The sequence below is a fragment of the Saccharopolyspora gloriosae genome (genome assembly GCF_022828475.1).
Taxonomy (GTDB): domain Bacteria; phylum Actinomycetota; class Actinomycetes; order Mycobacteriales; family Pseudonocardiaceae; genus Saccharopolyspora_C; species Saccharopolyspora_C gloriosae_A.
This window is the reverse complement of the sequence record NZ_CP059557.1, coordinates 5,339,309-5,355,795: the sequence shown is the minus strand read 5'-3', so window position 1 is coordinate 5,355,795 and position 16,487 is coordinate 5,339,309. Positions and strand designations below refer to the sequence as shown.

Below are 16,487 nucleotides of genomic sequence, written 5' to 3'. Positions count from 1 at the left end.
CACCCGTCACCGCTGCGGCGAGCGGGCCACTCGGTTGGCGCTCACCCTGTCGAGTACTGGTCGAGGAGGGGAGCGCCAGGCATGGAGATCACGTGGACCGTGGACGGGGAGTTGTTCGTGCTCGCGGTGGAGCCTCGGGTGACGGTGTTGGACGCGCTGCGGGAGTACCTCGGGGTCAACTCCGTGAAGAAGGGGTGCGATCACGGGCAGTGCGGGGCGTGCACCGCGTTGGTCGATGGGCGGCGGGTGCTCACGTGCTTGTCGTTGGCGGTGCAGTGCGACGGTGCGGAGATCACGACGGCGGCCGGGTTGGGGGAGCGGCCGGTGGCTCGGGCGTTCGTGGAGCACGACGGGTTCCAGTGCGGTTATTGCACGCCGGGGCAGGTGTGTTCGGCGGTCGGGATGCTGGACGAGGCCGCTCGGGGGTGGCCGAGTCACGTGACCGAGGACGTCGCCGCGGACGTGGACGGGCTCAGCGACGACGAGATCCGAGAACGGATGAGCGGGAACCTGTGCCGTTGCGGGGCCTACGTGAACATCGTGGCCGCCATCCGCGAGGTGGCCGAGCGAGCAAGCCGGGCCGGGGAGGGCGCGCGATGAATCCCTTCGACTACGAGCAGGCCACCGACGTCGCGCACGCGGTGGGGGCGGTGACGCGGAATCCGGGCGCGGTGTTCCTCGCGGGCGGTACGAACCTTGTCGACCACCTCAAGTTGGGGGTCAGCGATCCGGAGTTGCTGGTGGACGTGTCGCGGTTACCGCTGGACGAGGTGCGGGAACTGCCGGACGGGGTTCGGGTGGGCGCCGCGGTGCGCAACAGCGACCTGGCGGCGCATCCGCTGATCCGGCGGCGGTTTCCGGTGCTGGCGCAGGCGTTGCTCGCGGGTGCCTCGGGGCAGTTGCGGAATCTGGCCACCACCGGTGGGAATCTGATGCAGCGCACCCGGTGCCCGTACTTCCAGGACGTGACGACTCCGTGCAACAAGCGCCGGCCGGGAGCGGGATGTTCGGCGATCGGCGGGCATCACCGGGACGCGGCGATCCTCGGAACCTCGCAGCACTGTGTGGCCACGCATCCTTCCGACATGGCCGTGGCGATGGCCGCGCTGGACGGGGTCGTGCGGGTTCAGGGCGACGGTGGTGAGCGCGGCATCCCGGTCGCGGAGTTCCACCGGCTTCCGGGCGACGAACCGCAGCGGGACACCGTGCTGCGGCACGGTGAGTTGATCACGGCGGTGGATCTGCCGGGGACGGCTTCGAGGTCGGTTTACCGGAAGGTGCGGGAGCGAGCCTCGTACGCGTTCGCACTGGTGTCGGTGGCCGCCGTCGTCGAGGTCGAGGACGGCGTGGTGCGGGAAGCGCGGATCGCGCTCGGCGGTGTCGCGCACAAGCCGTGGCGGGCCACGCAGGCCGAGGACGCGCTGCGTGGTGCGGTGGTGGGCGAACAGGTGTTCCGGGACGCGGCGGAAGCGGAGTTGGCGGCCGCCGCTCCGTTGGCGGGCAACGCTTTCAAAGTTCCGATGGCGCGGAACACGCTGGTCGCGGCGCTGCGGCAGTTGACGGGAGGGCAGCGATGACGGACTTGCTGCGGCCGCGGGCCATCGGGACGCCGATGGAACGGGTCGACGGATGGGCGAAGGTCACCGGTACCGCGCCTTACGCGTTCGAGCATCCGACGAGCGCGCCGCTGTACGTGCATCCGCTGCAAGCGGAGATCGCGCGTGGCGAGGTGAGGTACATCGATTCGCACGCGGCGGAGGACCTCGACGGGGTCGCGGTGGTGCTCACGCACGAGAACGCGCCGCGGCTGGCCACCGACTCCGACGCCGAGCTGTGGGTGTTGCAGACACCGGAAGTCGCGTTCCGCGGCCAGCTGATCGGGGCGGTGCTGGCGGAGACACCGGAGATCGCCAGGCAGGCCGCCGGTCTGGTTCGGGTCGAGTACCGGCAGGAACAGCACGACGTGGTGCTGCGGGCCAACCACGAGGCGCTCTACACACCGGAGGTCGTGAATCCCGCTTTTCCCGCGGAGAGCCACGAAGGCGACGTGGAGGCAGCCCGGCCGGAAGTCGTGATCGAGCAGACCTACACGACTCCGATGGAGCACAACAGTCCGATGGAACCGCACGCCACCATCGCGAGCTGGAGCAACGGCACCCTCACATTGCACGACTCCACGCAAGGCGTGCACGTGATGCGGTCCCGGATCGCGCCGGTTCTCGGGCTGGAACCGGAACGGATTCGGGTGATCGCACCACACGTCGGCGGCGGATTCGGATCGAAGGGCACCGCGCACGCGCACAACATCCTCGCCGCGCTCGCCGCGCGAATGGCGGGCGGACGGCCGGTGAAGCTGGCGTTGACTCGGCAGCAGATGTTCGCGCTCGTCGGCTACCGCACACCCACCATCCAGCGGGTGCGGCTCGGAGCGGACCGCGACGGAACGCTGTCGGTGGTCGCCCACGACGTGATCGAACAGACCGCGACGGTGCAGGAATTCGCCGAACAGACCGCGGTCGGCACCCGGACCATGTACGCGGCGCCGAACCGGCGCACCACCCACCGGCTCGCCGCGCTGGACGTGCCGGTGCCGTTCTGGATGCGCGCACCGGGCGAGGCGCCGGGCATGTTCGCCACCGAAGTCGCCATGGACGAACTCGCCGAAGCGTGCGGACTGGATCCCATCGAACTGCGCTCCCACAACGAACCCGCCGTCGACCCGGGCACCGGCCGTCCGTTCTCGGCCCGGCACCTCGCGGAATGCCTCCGGGAAGGCGCCGAACGGTTCGGGTGGGCCGGGCGCGAACCCCATCGGGACGGGGACTGGCTCGTCGGCACCGGTGTCGCCAGCGCCACCTATCCGCGCTACGCCATGCCCGGCTCCACCGCCACCATCCGGCACCACGCCGGGCGGTACGAAGTGCTCATCGGCGCGGCCGACCTCGGCACCGGGACCTGGACGGCGTTGAGCCAGATCGCGGCCGACGCCTTGGGCTGCCACTTCGAGGACGTGCGGTTGGAGATCGGCGACACCGACCTGCCCGCCGCCACCGTCGCCGGCGGCTCCTCCGGGCTGGGGTCGTGGGGCTCGACCGTCGTCGACGCGGCGCGGCGATTCCGGGAGAAGTTCGGCACCGACCCCGACGACGGCGATGAAGCGGACGGGGCGATGCCCGACAACCCGGACGCGCAGCGGTACTCGATGCACTCCTTCGGCGCTCACTTCGCCGAAGTCCGAGTCAACGCCGACACCGGTGAGGTGCGGGTGCCGCGGATGCTCGGAGTGTTCTCCGTGGGCCGGGTCGTCAACCCGCTGCTCGCGCGGTCGCAGCTGATCGGAGGCATGACGATGGGCCTGTCGATGGCGCTGCACGAGCACAGCGTGCTCGACCCGCAGTTCGGGCACGTCATCAACCACGACTTCGGGCAGTACCACATCGCCGCGCACGCGGACGTCGCCGACATCGACGCGATCTGGCTCGACGAGCACGATCCGCATTCGAACCCGATGGGCAGCCGTGGCGTCGGAGAGATCGGGATCGTCGGCTCGCCCGCAGCGATCGCGAACGCCGCCTACCACGCCACCGGCATCCGGATACGCGACCTGCCGATCACCCCGGACAAGCTGCTCAGGTGAGGAGGCGCCCCTGAGACGCGACGCCGGGGGCTTCGGATGTGAGTGAACGGACCGTTCGTCCAAGCAGATTGGACGAACGGTCCGTTCACTCATTTCGGCTTGGCGCCGGAGGAGGGCGCGGCGAGCTCGGGTTTCGGAGTGAGCGGACCGTTCGTCCAATGTCGTTGGTCGAACGGTCCGTTCACTCTGTTCCGAGTCGGGAGGTGCGGGCGGGGGTGTTGGTCTCGCTACTGGTCTGGTTGTGGTGGGGGTTGTGACGCTCGGGTGTAACTAACTCAAGAACAACACCTGGTCAGGGCCTTGCGGGTCTTGTCTGTCACCCGAACGAGGGGGCACTCTGGGGCTCCGAGTGAGGGGTGGGGCCATGGTGCGATTCCGAGGAGTTCTGGCGCGGACAGCGGTGCTGCTGGCGGTGTTGGCGACCGTGCTGGCGGGAGGTCTCGCCTGTCAGCCGGCCCGGACCCAGCGCGCCCCGGAACCACCGCAGGGCGCCGCCCCGCCTCCCGAGCCGATGGCCGAGGCGCCCGCGGCGGAGCCGCCGAGCGAGGGGCCACCGGTGCTCGCCGTGAAGATCGACAACGTGCCGGAGGCGCGGCCACCGACCGGTATCGGCGCGGCGGACATGGTCGTCGTGGAACCGGTGGAGGGAGGTTTGAGCAGACTCGTCGCGGTCTTCGGCGAACACCGCCCACCGGTGGTGGGGCCGGTGCGCAGCGCTCGGGAAACCGACCTGGAGCTGCTCGCCCAGTTCGGCAGGCCGACGCTGGTGTTCTCCGGCGCGGCCCCGGAACTGCTGCCGATGTTGGACGGGGCGCCGCTGGACCCGGTGCAGCCGGAACGGTCGCCGGGCGGGTTCTTCCGCGGTGATGACCGCCCGGTTCCGCACAACCTGTTCGTCCGTCCCGATGAGGTCCCGGCAGGCGCGGCCTGGTCGCCGGAGGCGCCGCTGGTGTTCGGGCCTGCCCCGGCGGGCGGGGTTCCGCGGGAGTCCGCACAGGTCGACTACCTCGCCGCGTCCACCGGTTTCACCTGGTCACCGGAGCAGCGGCGGTGGCTGGTGTCGATGGACGGCCGACCGGCCGCCGCCACCGACAGCGGGCGGCTCGGTGCGGGGACGGTGGTGCTGCAAGAGGTCAACGTCCGCGACTCCTCGTTGAGCGACAGCAAGGGGAGCGTCTCGCCGCACGCGGAGACGGTGGGTTCGGGCCGCGCGGTGGTGCTGCGCGACGGCCTGGCGTTCGACGCGCGATGGTCCCGGCCGAGTCCGGACGTGGGTGCCACGTACACGACGGCGTCCGGTGAGCCGTTGCCGTTCGCGCCGGGGCCGGTGTGGGTGGCGTTGACCGAGCGGCTGTGAGAGCCGCCGGGCTCGGGGCCGTTCGTCCGATTCGTTCGGGCGAACGGTCCGTTCGGTGACGAACAGGAAGAAGAACGCGGACTTGACACTGCCGCTTAAATGGAGAATTGCGCTAAAAAATAAATACCTGCGCTGATGTCTCTATTTTATCAAAGGCGGAGTGAAGTGTCAAAGAATGCGGAATTGTCGGAGGAGCGGGAGTGCGTCGCCTTCCTGCACGGCAGGTTGGACGCCGAGCGGGCGGCCGCCGCGGCGGCGCTCGCCGACGCCCTCATGCAGTCGGTGAGCCCGGAAACGGCCTGGCAGCGCGATGTTTCCGTCGCAGCCGGGCGGGCGCGGGTCGCGCGAGCGAACGTGGCGGCGGGCGGATTGTGCTTCGGACGCATCGACGGCGCGGACTCCCGAATGCACATCGGCCGAATCGGCCTGTTCGACGAGGACCACGGCCACGAACCGCTGCTACTGGATTGGCGGGCTCCGGCGGCCCGCCCGTTCTACTGCGCGACCGCCGCGAATCCGGAAGGGCTCGTGCGCCGACGGCACCTGAGTCTTTCGGGGCGACAGGTGACGGATTTTCACGACGAGTTCTTCGACGGCACCGACGATCCCGGTTCCGCCCTGCTCGCCGCGATGAACGCGCCGCGAGAACCCGCGATGCGCGACATCGTCGCCACCGTCCAAGCCGAGCAGGACGAGATCATCCGGTTGGACCGGGCGGGCGTTGTGGTCCTCGAAGGCGGTCCTGGCACGGGCAAGACCGCCGTGGCCTTGCACCGCATCGCCTACCTGCTCTACACGCAGCGAGAACGGCTGTCCCGGCGCGGCGTGCTGATGCTCGGCCCGAACCCGGCGTTCCTGCGCTACATCGGCACCGTGCTGCCGTCGCTGGGGGAGACCGACGTCGTGTTCGCCACTGCCGGCGCGCTGTTCCCCGGGGTGCGCGCGGACGTCGAGGATTCGCCCGCGGCACAACGGATCAAGGGCGACGGCGCGATGGTCGAGGTGCTCGCGGCGGCCGTCGCAGACCGGCAGGAAACCCCTGCGCGGCCCATTGAGATCGGGCTCTCGGACGTCACCGTCCCACTTGATCACGAGCTGGCCGACGCCGCGCGGGAGCGGGCGCGGGCGAGCGGGGCGCTGCACAACGCGGCAAACGAGGTGTTCGGCGAGGCGCTGCTGCACGGCATCGCCGACCGCGCCGTCGACCTGATCGGGGACGGTTGGCTGGAGGACGAGGACGTCGCGCTGCGCGCCGATCTGCTGGCGGACGTGCGCTTCGAGCTGTCCGGCAACGCGGAGTTCCGCCGGGCCGTCGACTCCTTGTGGCCGGTGCTGACACCGCAACGCCTGCTCGCGGACCTGTTCGGCTCCCGGCGGCGGTTGCGGGCGGCGTGCTCCTCGCTGTCGGAGCAGGACCGCGAGGAATTGTTCCGCGCGGACGGCGCCGCCTGGACGGTGTCCGATGTGGCGCTGCTGGACGAGGCGGTGGAATTCCTCGGACCGCAGGTTTCCGTTGGGGCGCAACAGGAACGAGCTCGGCGGGAACGAACGGACTATGCTCGCGAAGTCCTCGCCGCGCAGGACTGGGACGACGAGGACGGCGAGACCTTGCGGGCCGCCGACGTGATCGACGCGGCGGAATTGGCCGAACGGCAGGAAGAACGCGACCACCGCCCGCTCGCCGAGCGCGCCGCCGCCGACCGGGACTGGACCTACGGGAACCTCGTCGTCGACGAAGCCCAGGAACTGTCCACGATGGACTGGCGGATGCTGATGCGGCGCTGCCCCGGCAAAGCGATCACCGCGGTGGGCGACCTGGCGCAACGCCGCTCACCGGCGGGCGCCCGGAGCTGGCGGGAGGCGTTCGAACCGCACGTGCGGGAGCGCTGGACCCACCGCGAACTGACCACGAACTACCGCACCCCGGCCGAGATCATGGACGTGGCAGCCGCCGTGCTCGCCGCCGCGGACCCGGACGCCCGCCCGCCGCTCTCGATCCGTCGCAGCGGACACCCGCCCTGGTCGCGGAAGGTGGAACCGGCCGGACTGCGCGCCGCGCTGCACGAGATCGCCGAGTCCGAAGCCGCTCAGCCGGGCACGTTCGCGGTGATCAGCCCGGTGCCGCTGGACCTGCCCGGGCACACCGTGCTGACGCCGGGGGCCGCGAAAGGCCTGGAGTTCGATTCCGTGGTGCTGGCCGAACCGCACCGCATCGCCGACGGACCGCGCGGCGGCGCGGAGCTCTACGTCGCGCTGACGAGGGCGACCCAGCGGCTCGGCATCGTGCACACGGCGCGATTGCCCGCCCCGATCCGGGAATCCGGCGGGGTTGTCGGAGACGTTGGCTAGGCTCGAAAGCATGAGCGACCGCCGCTTGTTACTGGTACATGCCCATCCCGACGACGAAGCCACCGCGACCGGCACCACCATGGCCCGGTACGCCGCCGAAGGCGCCACCGTGAGCCTGGTGACGTGCACCAGCGGGGAACTCGGCGAGGTCATCGCCGAAGACCTCGCGCACCTGCGCGACTCCCCGGACGCGCTCGGCGAACACCGCCGGGGCGAGATCACTTCGGCGCTCGCCGAGTTCGGCGACGTCCGGCACCACTGGCTGGGCGGCCCCGGCCGGTGGCGCGACAGCGGCATGGCGGGGCTGGAGAGCAACTCCTCGGCCGGCGTGTTCGCCGCCGCCGATCCCGTCGAGGTCACCCGCGAGATGGTGGCGTTGCTGCGCGCCGAACGGCCGCACGTCGCGATCACCTACGACGACTTCGGCGGCTACGGCCACCCGGACCACATCGCCGCGCACCGCGCGCTGATGGACGCGCTCGACCCGGCAGCCGACCCGGAGTTCCTCCCGGAACTCGGCGCGGCCTGGCAAGTGCCGAAGGTGTACTGGTCGGTGCTTCCCGAATCGTTCATCACGCGCATGCAGGAGGCGGGAATCGACGACTTCAAGCCGAACACCGTCCCGGACGCCGACATCACGGCGGTGATCGACGGCGCCGCCCAGCACGAGACGAAGATCGCTGCGCTGCGCCACTACCGCAGCCAGGTCGACGTCGACGACGACGGGTTCTTCGCCCAGCTGGTGCGGCGTCCGGAGTTCGCGACCGAGCACTACTTCCTCGTGCGCGGCGACCGCGGCCCCGGCAACGGCCCGTTCGGCGCGGAGGAAGACCTCTTCGCGGGCCTCGCGTAAGGGCGCTCCCGGTTCGGTCCGGCGGAGGGCGGTTCGGTCCGGCGGAGGGGCGCCCGACCTCCGTCGTGATCTTCGGCGCCGCCTTGCCGGTTCAGGTGCGTGTCCCCTTTGACCGTTCCGACCGGTCGAATGAGGCATCGCCTGGTGGGGTCGCCGGAGTGAGTGTCTGCTTCGGCTGGTGGGAGGGACGTTCACCTTGTTGGCTTCGGTTCTGCTGCGCGGCCAGTGGGGGAGCCGGATTCGGCCTGATCAGGCCGGTCAGCAAGTACGGTTGGCGGAGTCCGTTGGACCACCTCGGGGGAAGGTGCATGACGACACGGGAGCAGGTCGAGACCGTGACGGCGTCCGCGCTGTCGCTGCGCGGCGTGGTGAAGCGCTACGGCGAGATCACCGCCGTCGACGAGCTCGACCTCACCGTGACAGCCGGTACCTGCCTGGGGCTGCTCGGCCCGAACGGTGCGGGCAAGTCCACCACGATGCGGCTGATCACTGCCCAGACCAGGTCCGATTCCGGTGAGATCGAAGTGCTCGGGTTCCGCGTGCCGCGCGAGTCGAAGCGGGCGCGCACCGTGATGGGCGTGGTGCCGCAGCTGGACAACCTCGACGAGGAACTCACCGCGCGGCAGAACTTGGAGGTCTTCGCCCGCCTGTACCGGGTGCCGCGAGGGGACCGGCCGGAGGCGGTGGAACGCGCACTGGACCTCGCTCAGCTGCGCAAACGGGCGGACACGAAGACCGATGAGCTCTCCGGCGGCATGCGGCGCAGGCTGCTGATCGCGCGTGGGCTGGTGCACTCACCGCGGATCGTGCTGCTCGACGAACCCACCGTCGGTCTTGATCCGCAGGTCCGCCAGGAGTTGTGGGCGCTGATCGACGCGTTGCGCGCCGACGGCGTCACCGTGCTGATGTCGACGCACTACATCGAAGAGGCCGAACGGCTCGCCGACGCCGTCGCGGTGATGTCCGGTGGCCGCGTCATCGCCACCGGCATCCCCGACGACCTGCGCGGCGAGCACGCCGGGCGGGACGTCGTCGAGTACTACGGGCCGCCGGGCAGGCTCGCCGAAGTCGAGGCGATCGCCGTCGAAGAGGGCCTGACGACCCGCCGCACCGGTCCCGCCGTGTCGGTGCTGCGCGCCGAACTCATGTCCGAGACGACGGCACGGCGCCTCGGCGACGGGCACCGCCGGGTCAGCAACCTGGAGGACGTGTTCGTCTCGCTCACCGGGGAGGCGGTGGAATGACGAACGCGCGGGTCGCAGGCCCCGCGCCGGAGCGGCTGCGGCGATTCGAACTGGCCGCGTTCGGCGGGGTGTGGAAACGGGAACTGACGTTGTTCCAGCGGTACTGGCTGTCGAGCACGTTCTCCTCCGTGGTGGAGCCGACGATCTACCTGCTGGCGTTCGGGTTCGGGCTCGGATCGCTGATCAGCACGATCCGAGGACTGCCGTACATCGAGTTCCTCGGCACCGGCGTGGTGGCCACTTCGGTGCTGTTCACCAGCGCGTTCGCCGGGATGTTCACGACGTTCGTGCGGCGCAAGTTCCAGCACTCCTACGACGCGATGCTCGCCGCGCCCGTCGACGTGCACGAGCTCGTCGCCGCCGAGGCGCTGTGGATCGCGACGAAGTCGGGCGTGTACGGGTGCGCTCCGCTGCTGGTGGCGATGGCGTTCGGGCTGGACCCGGCGCCGGGCATGCTGCTGGTGCCGCTGATCGGGCTGATCACCGGACTGGGGTTCGCGCTGTTCGGGATCTGGTGTTCGGCGGTGGTGCCCTCGATCGACTCGTTCAACTACATCGTGAGCGCAGTGATCACGCCGTTGTTCCTGGTGGCGGGCACGTTCTTCCCCGTCGACCAGCTGCCCGGCTGGGCGAGCACGGTGGCGGCGTTCAACCCGCTGTACCACTGCGTGGAGCTCGTCCGGGACGCCGCTTTCGGCCTGCGCCCCGGCCTCGACCTGCTGCACGTGGGTGCGCTGGTGCTGTTCGCCGGGTTGATGTGGCTGCTCGCCTACACCGCGATGCGGCGCCGGTTGATCGACTGACGTGTCAGGGCTTGCGGCCCACGGCACCGAGGACGCATCGCTGCACCGGACCGGGGTCGCCGACGCGGGGGCCGTCCGGCCACCAGTCGAGCAGCGGCACAAGACCTTCGGTGGAATCCGGGCCTGCGGGCACGAGCTCCAGGCCGGGTAACAGCTGCTCGATCTGCTCCCGCGACCGGAAGTGGTCGGCGTCGAGACCGTGGGCCAGCATCGACTCCCGGATCCGCCGCACCGGAGCGCCGGCCTCGCCGCCCGGATCCCAGAAGTGGCTCAGCGCCACGTAAGAACCGGAGGGCAGCGCGTCCACGTAGTGGCGCATGATGCCCGGCAGGTCGAGATCATCGGGCTGGTGGTGCAGCGTCGCGCTCTGGTACAGCGCGATCGGCCGGGTGAAGTCGAGGTGTCCCAGGACGACCGGGTTGTTGAGGATCTGCTCCGGCTTGGTGAGGTCGCCCTCGATGTAGCGGGTCAGGTAGTGGTCGTCGAGCAGTGCCCGGCCGTGCGCCGCGGCGACCGGATCGTTGTCGACGTAGACCACGTGCGCCTCGTCGTTGAGCCGCCGCACCACTTCGTGGGTGTTCTCCGCCGTCGGCAGGCCCGCGCCCAGGTCGAGGTATTGGGTGATCCCGGCCTGTTCGGCGAGGAACCGGGTGGCCCGGATGTGCCAGGAGCGGTTGACCTTGGCGAGCGCGCTCGCCTCCGGGGCGACGGCGTCGGCGGCCGCCACCGCGGCCCGGTCTACCTCGAAGTTGTCCTTGCCGCCGAGCGCGAAGTCGTAGCACCTGGCCACGCTCGGCACGTTGACGTCCACCTGGGGCGGCACCCAGGAATGCTCATCGGACATCAACACCTCCGGATGGCGGCTCGGCGCGATGATCTTATCCGCGCACGGGGAGTTGTGGGACCCGCGGTCGGTACTCAACCGCGTGCGGTGTAGGCCTCGATGAGGTGGGACTCCGCATCGGCGAGGTAGCCCTCCAGGTCGGCGGCCGCCGATTCCAGTTCGCCGTCGGCGACCTCGTCGGCGATGGCGCGGTTGCGCTCCACATAGGATTCGTAGAAGCCGCGGGTGCGTCGCGGATCGAGTTCGCCCTGGTCATCGGTGGACATCACGTGGAACGCCAGGCGCAGTTCCGCCAGCAGGCCGGCCATCGCATCGTTGATGCGCGGGCTGTCGGCGAGCCCGACCAGTGCCTCGTGGAAGCGCATGTTCGCGGTGCCGACCTCGCTCCAGTCGCCGTCCTCGGCGGCCCGCTCACCGGCGCGCACCGCACGGGCCACGGCCTGCACCAGGTCCGTTTTGGTGGTGGCGGCGTTGCGCACGGCGCCCACTTCGATGATCCGCCGCAGCCGGTACAGGTCGATCACGTCGGAGCTGGTGGGTTTGCGCACCGAGACGCCCTTGTGCATCTCGTGCACCAGCAGGCGTTCGTGCCCGAGCAGCCGGAACGCCTCGCGCAGCGTGTTGCGGGAGACGCCGAGCGCGTCCTTCACGCTGACCTCGGAGAGCTGGGTTCCGGGCGGCAGTTCGCCTTGGATGATGCGCTGCCGCAGCAGGTCGGTCACTCGCTCGACGGTGCTGGTCCGTTCGAGCAGGGACCGGTCCGCTGCCAGCCGGTCGACCCACTGCGCGCTGGTCATGCGTCTCCCAAGGGGATGGATTGATCGGAAACCAAAGTGTAACCAGCCGTGCCGAATCGTAGGCGTGTCCGACAATCAGGCGGTTTCCGCAGCTAGCGAGCTTGCGAAGCACCTCCGGTGATTGTTGAACGATCGAACGTTCAACAAGGGGATCGTTGATATGTCGGAACATACTATTGAACCCTCGCTGAACGAGCCCTATCGTGACCACACCGCCGAGGCGGCGGCCCGAATCACTGGGAAACCCCAGCGCACGACCACGGGTGGCGACGGGCTCCACCCGGCGGCCGGAAGGACACTGCATGAGCGGCACCAGCACGAAGACCAGCGCCAACCGCGGCGCGCTGATCGGAGCCGTCTTCCTGATGGCCACCAGCGCCATCGGACCCGGCTTCATCACCCAGACCACCGACTTCACCATGCGGCTCGGCGCGGCGTTCGCCTTCGCCATCGTGCTGTCCGTGCTCATCGACATCGCCGTGCAGCTCAACGTGTGGCGTGTCATCGGCGTCTCCGGCATGCGCGCCCAGGACCTCGGCAACAAGGTGCTTCCCGGCCTGGGCTACGCGATGGCCGCGCTCGTCGTGTTCGGCGGGCTCGTGTTCAACGTGGCCAACGTGTCCGGCACCTCGCTCGGCCTGGACGCCATGTTCGGGCTGGACGCGAAGATCGGCGGCACCCTGTCGGCGCTGCTGGCCATCGGGATCTTCCTGAGCAAGCGCGCCGGAGTGGCGATGGACCGCATCGTGGTCGTGCTGGGCGTGCTCATGATCGGGCTCACCTCCTACGTCGCCATCGTGTCCGACCCGCCGGTCGGTGAGGCGATGCGGCAGGCCGTGCTGCCCGACCAGGTCGACTTCCTCGCCGTCACCACGCTCATCGGCGGCACCGTCGGCGGCTACATCACCTACGCGGGCGCGCACCGGCTCGTCGACGCCGGCGTCACCGGCCCGGAGCGCATCGTCGACGTCAGCCGTAGCTCGGTGCTGTCGCTGCTGGTCACCGGCGTGATGCGAGCAGTGCTGTTCCTCGCGGTGCTCGGCGTGGTGGCGGGCGGCGCCACGCTCAGCTCGGCCAACCCGACCGCGGAGGCATTCGGGCACGCCGCCGGGGAGATCGGCATCCGGGCCTTCGGGCTGATCATGTGGGCGGCCGCGATCACCTCGGTCGTCGGCGCCGCCTACACCTCGGTGTCGTTCCTGGTGACCTTCTCCGCGGGCTTGCAGCGCGCCCGGACCTGGCTGGTGGTCGGCTTCATCGCGCTGTCCACCGCGGTGTTCCTGCTGCTGGACCAGGCCCCGACGACGCTGCTGGTGATGGCGGGCGCGCTCAACGGGCTGATCCTGCCCGTCGGGTTCGGCGTGCTGCTGTGGGTGGCGGCGCGGCGCGGTGATCTGCTGGGCGGCTACCGCTATCCGCGCTGGCTGCTGGTGATCGGCGTGCTGGCTTGGCTGCTGTCGTTGTACTTCGGGGTGAACTCGCTGAGCGGCATCGCGCAGCTGTGGCAGTGACGGTGAACGGCGGGAATCGTCGAACGGAGGGGACATGCGGATCGATCTGAACTCGGATCTCGCCGAAGGCTTCGGACGGTGGGAACTCGGTGACGATGCCGCGCTGCTGGGCGTGGTGACCAGCGCGAACGTGGCGTGCGGCTTCCACGCGGGCGACCCCGGAGTGATCCGCCGCGCCTGTGCGGAGGCGGCGGCGCGGTCGGTCGCGGTGGGCGCCCAGGTCGGCTACCGGGATCTCGCCGGTTTCGGCCGCAGGTTCATCGACGTGCCGCCTCGCGAACTCACCGACGAGGTGCTGTACCAGCTGGCGGCGCTCGACGGCATCGCCCGCGTCGAGGGCACCGCGGTGACCTACGTGAAACCGCACGGCGCGCTCTACAACGCGATCGTGCGGGACGAGGCGCAGGCGGCGGCGGTCGTCGACGCGGTCACCTCCTTCGATCCGGAGCTCGCGGTACTCGGACTTCCCGGTTCGACGTGGCTGGCGCAGGCGGCGGACGCGGGCCTGCGAGTGTTCCGGGAGGCGTTCGCCGACCGCGCCTACACACCCGAGGCGACCCTGGTGTCCCGCCGCGAGCCCGGCGCGGTGCTGCACGACCCGGAGCTGATCGCGCGGCGGTGCCTGCGCATCGCGCACGGCGAACCGATCGAAGCCGTCGACGGCCGCGAGATCACCGTGGCGGCCGAGTCGATCTGCGTGCACGGCGACAGCCCCGGAGCCGTCAAGATCGCCGAGACCGTGCGGGACCGGCTGCGCGCCGACGGCGTCGAACTGGCGCCCTTCGCACCGGGGCGGGCGAAGTGAGCGAGCTGCGGGTGCTGCGCTGCGCCGACTCGGCGCTGCTGGTGGAGCTGGCCGACCTGCCCGCGGTGCAGGCGCTCCACGGTGAGCTGCGCGAATCCACCCCGGACGGAGTGCTCGACATGGTGCCCGCGGCCCGCACGCTGCTGCTGCGGCTCGATCCGGGACGCTGCGATCCGGCGGCCGTGGAACGCGCGGTCCGCGACGTCCGGGTCGGTCAGCGGCGCGGCCACGACGGCGGGCTGCTGCGGGTTCCGGTGGTCTACGACGGTGCGGACCTCGCCGAGGTCGCGAAGCTGACGGGGCTCACCGAGCGGGAAGTCGTGCACGAGCACACCGAGGTCCCGTGGACGGTCGCCTTCGGCGGGTTCGCCCCCGGATTCGGCTACCTCACCGGCGGTTCGCCGAAACTGGCCGTGCCGCGGCGCGGCGAGTCGCGAACTCGGGTGCCTCCGGGCGCAGTGGGACTCGCCGGCGAGTTCAGCGGCATCTACCCGCGGGAATCGCCGGGCGGCTGGCAGCTCATCGGCCGCACCGACCTGGAGATCTGGCGCACCGACCGGGAGCCGCCCGCGCTGTTGCGACCCGGTGTGCGCGTCCGGTTCGAGGAAGTCTCATGATCGAGATCGTGGAGCCCGGCCCGCTGGCGACCGTGCAGGACCTGGGCCGCAGCGGCCACGCGGGCATCGGCGTCGGCGTTTCCGGCGCGGCCGATCGGGCAGCGATGCGGCTGGCGAACCGCCTCGTCGGAAACGCGGAGGGAGCGGCGGCGATCGAGAGCACCTTCGGCGGGCTGCTGCTGCGGCCGGACCGGGACGTGACGGTGGCCGTGACCGGCGCCGACTCGCAACTGACCGTGGACGGCCGGGCGGAACCGGTGAACACCGTGCTGCGGATCCGCGCGGGCGGCTCGCTGCGCGTCGGCCCGCCCGCGCGGGGACTGCGCGGGTACGTGGCGGTGCGCGGCGGGATCGCGGTGGAACCGGTGCTCGGTTCCCGTGCCACCGACGTGCTCTCCGGGCTCGGGCCGCCGCAGCTCACCGCCGGGACGCGGCTGCCGATCGGTCCGGCGCCCGCCGAGTTCCCCGTCGTCGAGCACGCCCCGATCCGTCGCGGGCGCGACGGCGACCTGGAGCTCGCGGTCGTGCTCGGGCCGCGCGAGGACTGGTTCACCGAACAGGCGATCAGCACGCTGCTGGGGGAGTCGTTCGAGGTGAGCGCCGAGATCAACCGGGTGGGCATGCGCCTCGACGGTCCCGAACTGCCCCGGGCGCACACCGAGGAACTGCCCAGCGAAGGAATGGCGCTCGGTTCGTTGCAGGTGCCGCCATCGGGACGGCCGACGCTGTTCCTCGCCGACCATCCCGTCACCGGCGGCTACCCGGTGATCGCGGTCGTGACCGCCGCCGACGTCGACCGCGCCGCTCAGGCCCGCCCCGGACAGCGGGTGCGATTTCGTCAAGTGACACCGGATCCAGCGAAGAGGTGAGCGCGATGCAACCCGCGACCATGACACCGGGGCAGGCCAGGGCCACGTTCCGCGCCGGGCTCCGCGCGCCGACCGCGGGCTACAGCTCGGGGTGGACGCAGGCGAACCTGCTGACGCTGCCGCGCGCGGACGCCTACGACTTCCTGCTGTTCGCACAGCGCAACCCGCGGTCCTGCCCCGTGCTTGACGTGACCGAGCCGGGCGAGACGGCGGCGTCGATCTTCGCGGGTGACCTGCGCACCGACCTGCCCGCCTATCGGATCTACCGGAACGGCGAACTCACCGAGGAATCCGGGGAGGTCACCGGACTGTGGCGGGACGACCTGGTGTCGTTCCTCATCGGTTGCAGCTTCACCTTCGAGGCCGCGCTGCTCGAAGCGGGCGTGCCGGTCCGGCACCTCGAACAAGGCGTCAACGTGCCGATGTACCGGACGAACCGCGAATGCCGCCCGGCGGGCGCGCTCGCCGGGCCGCTGGTGGTGTCGATGCGCCCGATGCTCGCCGACCAGGTGGCCACCGCGGTGCGGGTGACCTCCCGCTACCCCGCGGTGCACGGCGCACCCGTGCACATCGGGTCGCCGGCCGAACTCGGCGTCCGGGACCTGGACGCGCCGGACTTCGGGGAACCGGTTCAGGTCAGGCCGGGGGAGATCCCGGTGTTCTGGGCCTGCGGAGTGACCCCGCAGGCCGCCGTGATGCGCTCCAAGCCGGCACTCGCGATCGGGCACGCTCCGGGGCACATGGCGGTGACCGACGTGCGCGACGGCGACTACCTGGTTCCGTGACCCCCGCCCGAGGAGA

15 protein-coding genes are annotated in these 16,487 nt (G+C 70.6%); 13 read left to right on the top strand and 2 right to left on the bottom strand.

The genetic code is table 11. From position 1 onward, the window contains the following. The first annotated feature begins 81 nt into the window (after positions 1–81). The 8 genes from H2Q94_RS23330 (at position 82) to H2Q94_RS23295 (ending at position 10,243) form a co-directional block, all read left to right on the top strand. A complete protein-coding gene (locus H2Q94_RS23330; protein WP_243789317.1) occupies positions 82–600 on the top strand; it encodes a 2Fe-2S iron-sulfur cluster-binding protein in 519 nt (172 codons plus the stop codon). Next, positions 597–1,577, top strand: coding sequence for an FAD binding domain-containing protein (locus H2Q94_RS23325; RefSeq protein WP_243789316.1), 981 nt, complete (start codon positions 597–599; stop codon positions 1,575–1,577). Before H2Q94_RS23330 ends, H2Q94_RS23325 begins: the two co-directional genes overlap by 4 nt. Then, complete coding sequence (locus tag H2Q94_RS23320; protein ID WP_243789315.1) at positions 1,574–3,637, top strand: xanthine dehydrogenase family protein molybdopterin-binding subunit; 2,064 nt, start codon at positions 1,574–1,576, stop codon at positions 3,635–3,637. The genes H2Q94_RS23325 and H2Q94_RS23320 overlap by 4 nt, the downstream gene beginning before the upstream one ends. 364 nt (positions 3,638–4,001) lie before the next feature. Continuing rightward, positions 4,002–4,994, top strand: coding sequence for a DUF3048 domain-containing protein (locus H2Q94_RS23315; RefSeq protein ID WP_243789314.1), 993 nt, complete (start codon positions 4,002–4,004; stop codon positions 4,992–4,994). A 165-nt stretch (positions 4,995–5,159) separates the two neighbouring features. Next, positions 5,160–7,343, top strand: a complete 2,184-nt coding sequence (locus H2Q94_RS23310) for a helicase domain-containing protein (protein WP_243789313.1) — start codon at positions 5,160–5,162, stop codon at positions 7,341–7,343. A 10-nt stretch (positions 7,344–7,353) separates the two neighbouring features. Then, positions 7,354–8,196 carry an N-acetyl-1-D-myo-inositol-2-amino-2-deoxy-alpha-D-glucopyranoside deacetylase gene (mshB, locus tag H2Q94_RS23305; RefSeq protein WP_243789312.1) on the top strand — a complete coding sequence of 281 codons (843 nt, stop codon included), beginning with the start codon at positions 7,354–7,356 and terminating at the stop codon, positions 8,194–8,196. A 308-nt stretch (positions 8,197–8,504) separates the two neighbouring features. Then, entirely contained in the window at positions 8,505–9,440 is a 936-nt protein-coding gene (locus H2Q94_RS23300; protein WP_243789311.1) for an ABC transporter ATP-binding protein, read from the top strand. Next, positions 9,437–10,243 carry an ABC transporter permease gene (locus H2Q94_RS23295; protein WP_243789310.1) on the top strand — a complete coding sequence of 269 codons (807 nt, stop codon included), beginning with the start codon at positions 9,437–9,439 and terminating at the stop codon, positions 10,241–10,243. Before H2Q94_RS23300 ends, H2Q94_RS23295 begins: the two co-directional genes overlap by 4 nt. A gap of 4 nt (positions 10,244–10,247) precedes the next feature. Here the strand turns inward: H2Q94_RS23295 and H2Q94_RS23290 are convergent, their stop codons facing one another. Further along, on the bottom strand, positions 10,248–11,087 hold the full coding sequence (locus H2Q94_RS23290; protein WP_243789309.1) for an SAM-dependent methyltransferase: 840 nt from the start codon (positions 11,085–11,087) through the stop codon (positions 10,248–10,250). A 74-nt stretch (positions 11,088–11,161) separates the two neighbouring features. Beyond that, positions 11,162–11,884 carry a GntR family transcriptional regulator gene (locus H2Q94_RS23285; RefSeq protein ID WP_243789308.1) on the bottom strand — a complete coding sequence of 241 codons (723 nt, stop codon included), beginning with the start codon at positions 11,882–11,884 and terminating at the stop codon, positions 11,162–11,164. 302 nt (positions 11,885–12,186) lie between these two features. Here H2Q94_RS23285 and H2Q94_RS23280 point away from each other — a divergent pair, with 302 nt between their 5' ends. Genes H2Q94_RS23280 through H2Q94_RS23260 form a run of 5 tightly spaced genes read left to right on the top strand, consistent with a single transcriptional unit; the run spans position 12,187 to position 16,471 of the window. Next, the gene (locus H2Q94_RS23280) at positions 12,187–13,395 is read left to right on the top strand and encodes an NRAMP family divalent metal transporter (RefSeq protein WP_243789307.1); all 1,209 of its coding nucleotides are present in this window, start codon (positions 12,187–12,189) and stop codon (positions 13,393–13,395) included. 40 nt (positions 13,396–13,435) lie between these two features. Next, a complete protein-coding gene (locus H2Q94_RS23275) occupies positions 13,436–14,200 on the top strand; it encodes a LamB/YcsF family protein (RefSeq protein WP_397545494.1) in 765 nt (254 codons plus the stop codon). A gap of 5 nt (positions 14,201–14,205) precedes the next feature. Beyond that, positions 14,206–14,817 (top strand): 5-oxoprolinase subunit B family protein, encoded by a 612-nt coding sequence (locus tag H2Q94_RS23270; protein ID WP_243795879.1) that lies wholly within the window; start codon positions 14,206–14,208, stop codon positions 14,815–14,817. Next, positions 14,814–15,686 (top strand): 5-oxoprolinase subunit C family protein, encoded by an 873-nt coding sequence (locus H2Q94_RS23265; protein WP_243789305.1) that lies wholly within the window; start codon positions 14,814–14,816, stop codon positions 15,684–15,686. Before H2Q94_RS23270 ends, H2Q94_RS23265 begins: the two co-directional genes overlap by 4 nt. Positions 15,687–15,691: 5 nt before the next feature. Further along, positions 15,692–16,471, top strand: coding sequence for a putative hydro-lyase (locus H2Q94_RS23260; protein WP_258718624.1), 780 nt, complete (start codon positions 15,692–15,694; stop codon positions 16,469–16,471). Positions 16,472–16,487 lie beyond the last annotated feature (16 nt).

Coding starts and splice junctions, on each gene's coding strand:
- H2Q94_RS23330 (WP_243789317.1), top strand. CDS start 82: ATGGAGATCACGTGGACCGTGGACGGGGAGTTGTTCGTGCTCGCGGTG.
- H2Q94_RS23325 (WP_243789316.1), top strand. CDS start 597: ATGAATCCCTTCGACTACGAGCAGGCCACCGACGTCGCGCACGCGGTG.
- H2Q94_RS23320 (WP_243789315.1), top strand. CDS start 1,574: ATGACGGACTTGCTGCGGCCGCGGGCCATCGGGACGCCGATGGAACGG.
- H2Q94_RS23315 (WP_243789314.1), top strand. CDS start 4,002: ATGGTGCGATTCCGAGGAGTTCTGGCGCGGACAGCGGTGCTGCTGGCG.
- mshB (WP_243789312.1), top strand. CDS start 7,354: ATGAGCGACCGCCGCTTGTTACTGGTACATGCCCATCCCGACGACGAA.
- H2Q94_RS23300 (WP_243789311.1), top strand. CDS start 8,505: ATGACGACACGGGAGCAGGTCGAGACCGTGACGGCGTCCGCGCTGTCG.
- H2Q94_RS23295 (WP_243789310.1), top strand. CDS start 9,437: ATGACGAACGCGCGGGTCGCAGGCCCCGCGCCGGAGCGGCTGCGGCGA.
- H2Q94_RS23290 (WP_243789309.1), bottom strand. CDS start 11,087: ATGTCCGATGAGCATTCCTGGGTGCCGCCCCAGGTGGACGTCAACGTG.
- H2Q94_RS23285 (WP_243789308.1), bottom strand. CDS start 11,884: ATGACCAGCGCGCAGTGGGTCGACCGGCTGGCAGCGGACCGGTCCCTG.
- H2Q94_RS23280 (WP_243789307.1), top strand. CDS start 12,187: ATGAGCGGCACCAGCACGAAGACCAGCGCCAACCGCGGCGCGCTGATC.
- H2Q94_RS23265 (WP_243789305.1), top strand. CDS start 14,814: ATGATCGAGATCGTGGAGCCCGGCCCGCTGGCGACCGTGCAGGACCTG.
- H2Q94_RS23260 (WP_258718624.1), top strand. CDS start 15,692: ATGCAACCCGCGACCATGACACCGGGGCAGGCCAGGGCCACGTTCCGC.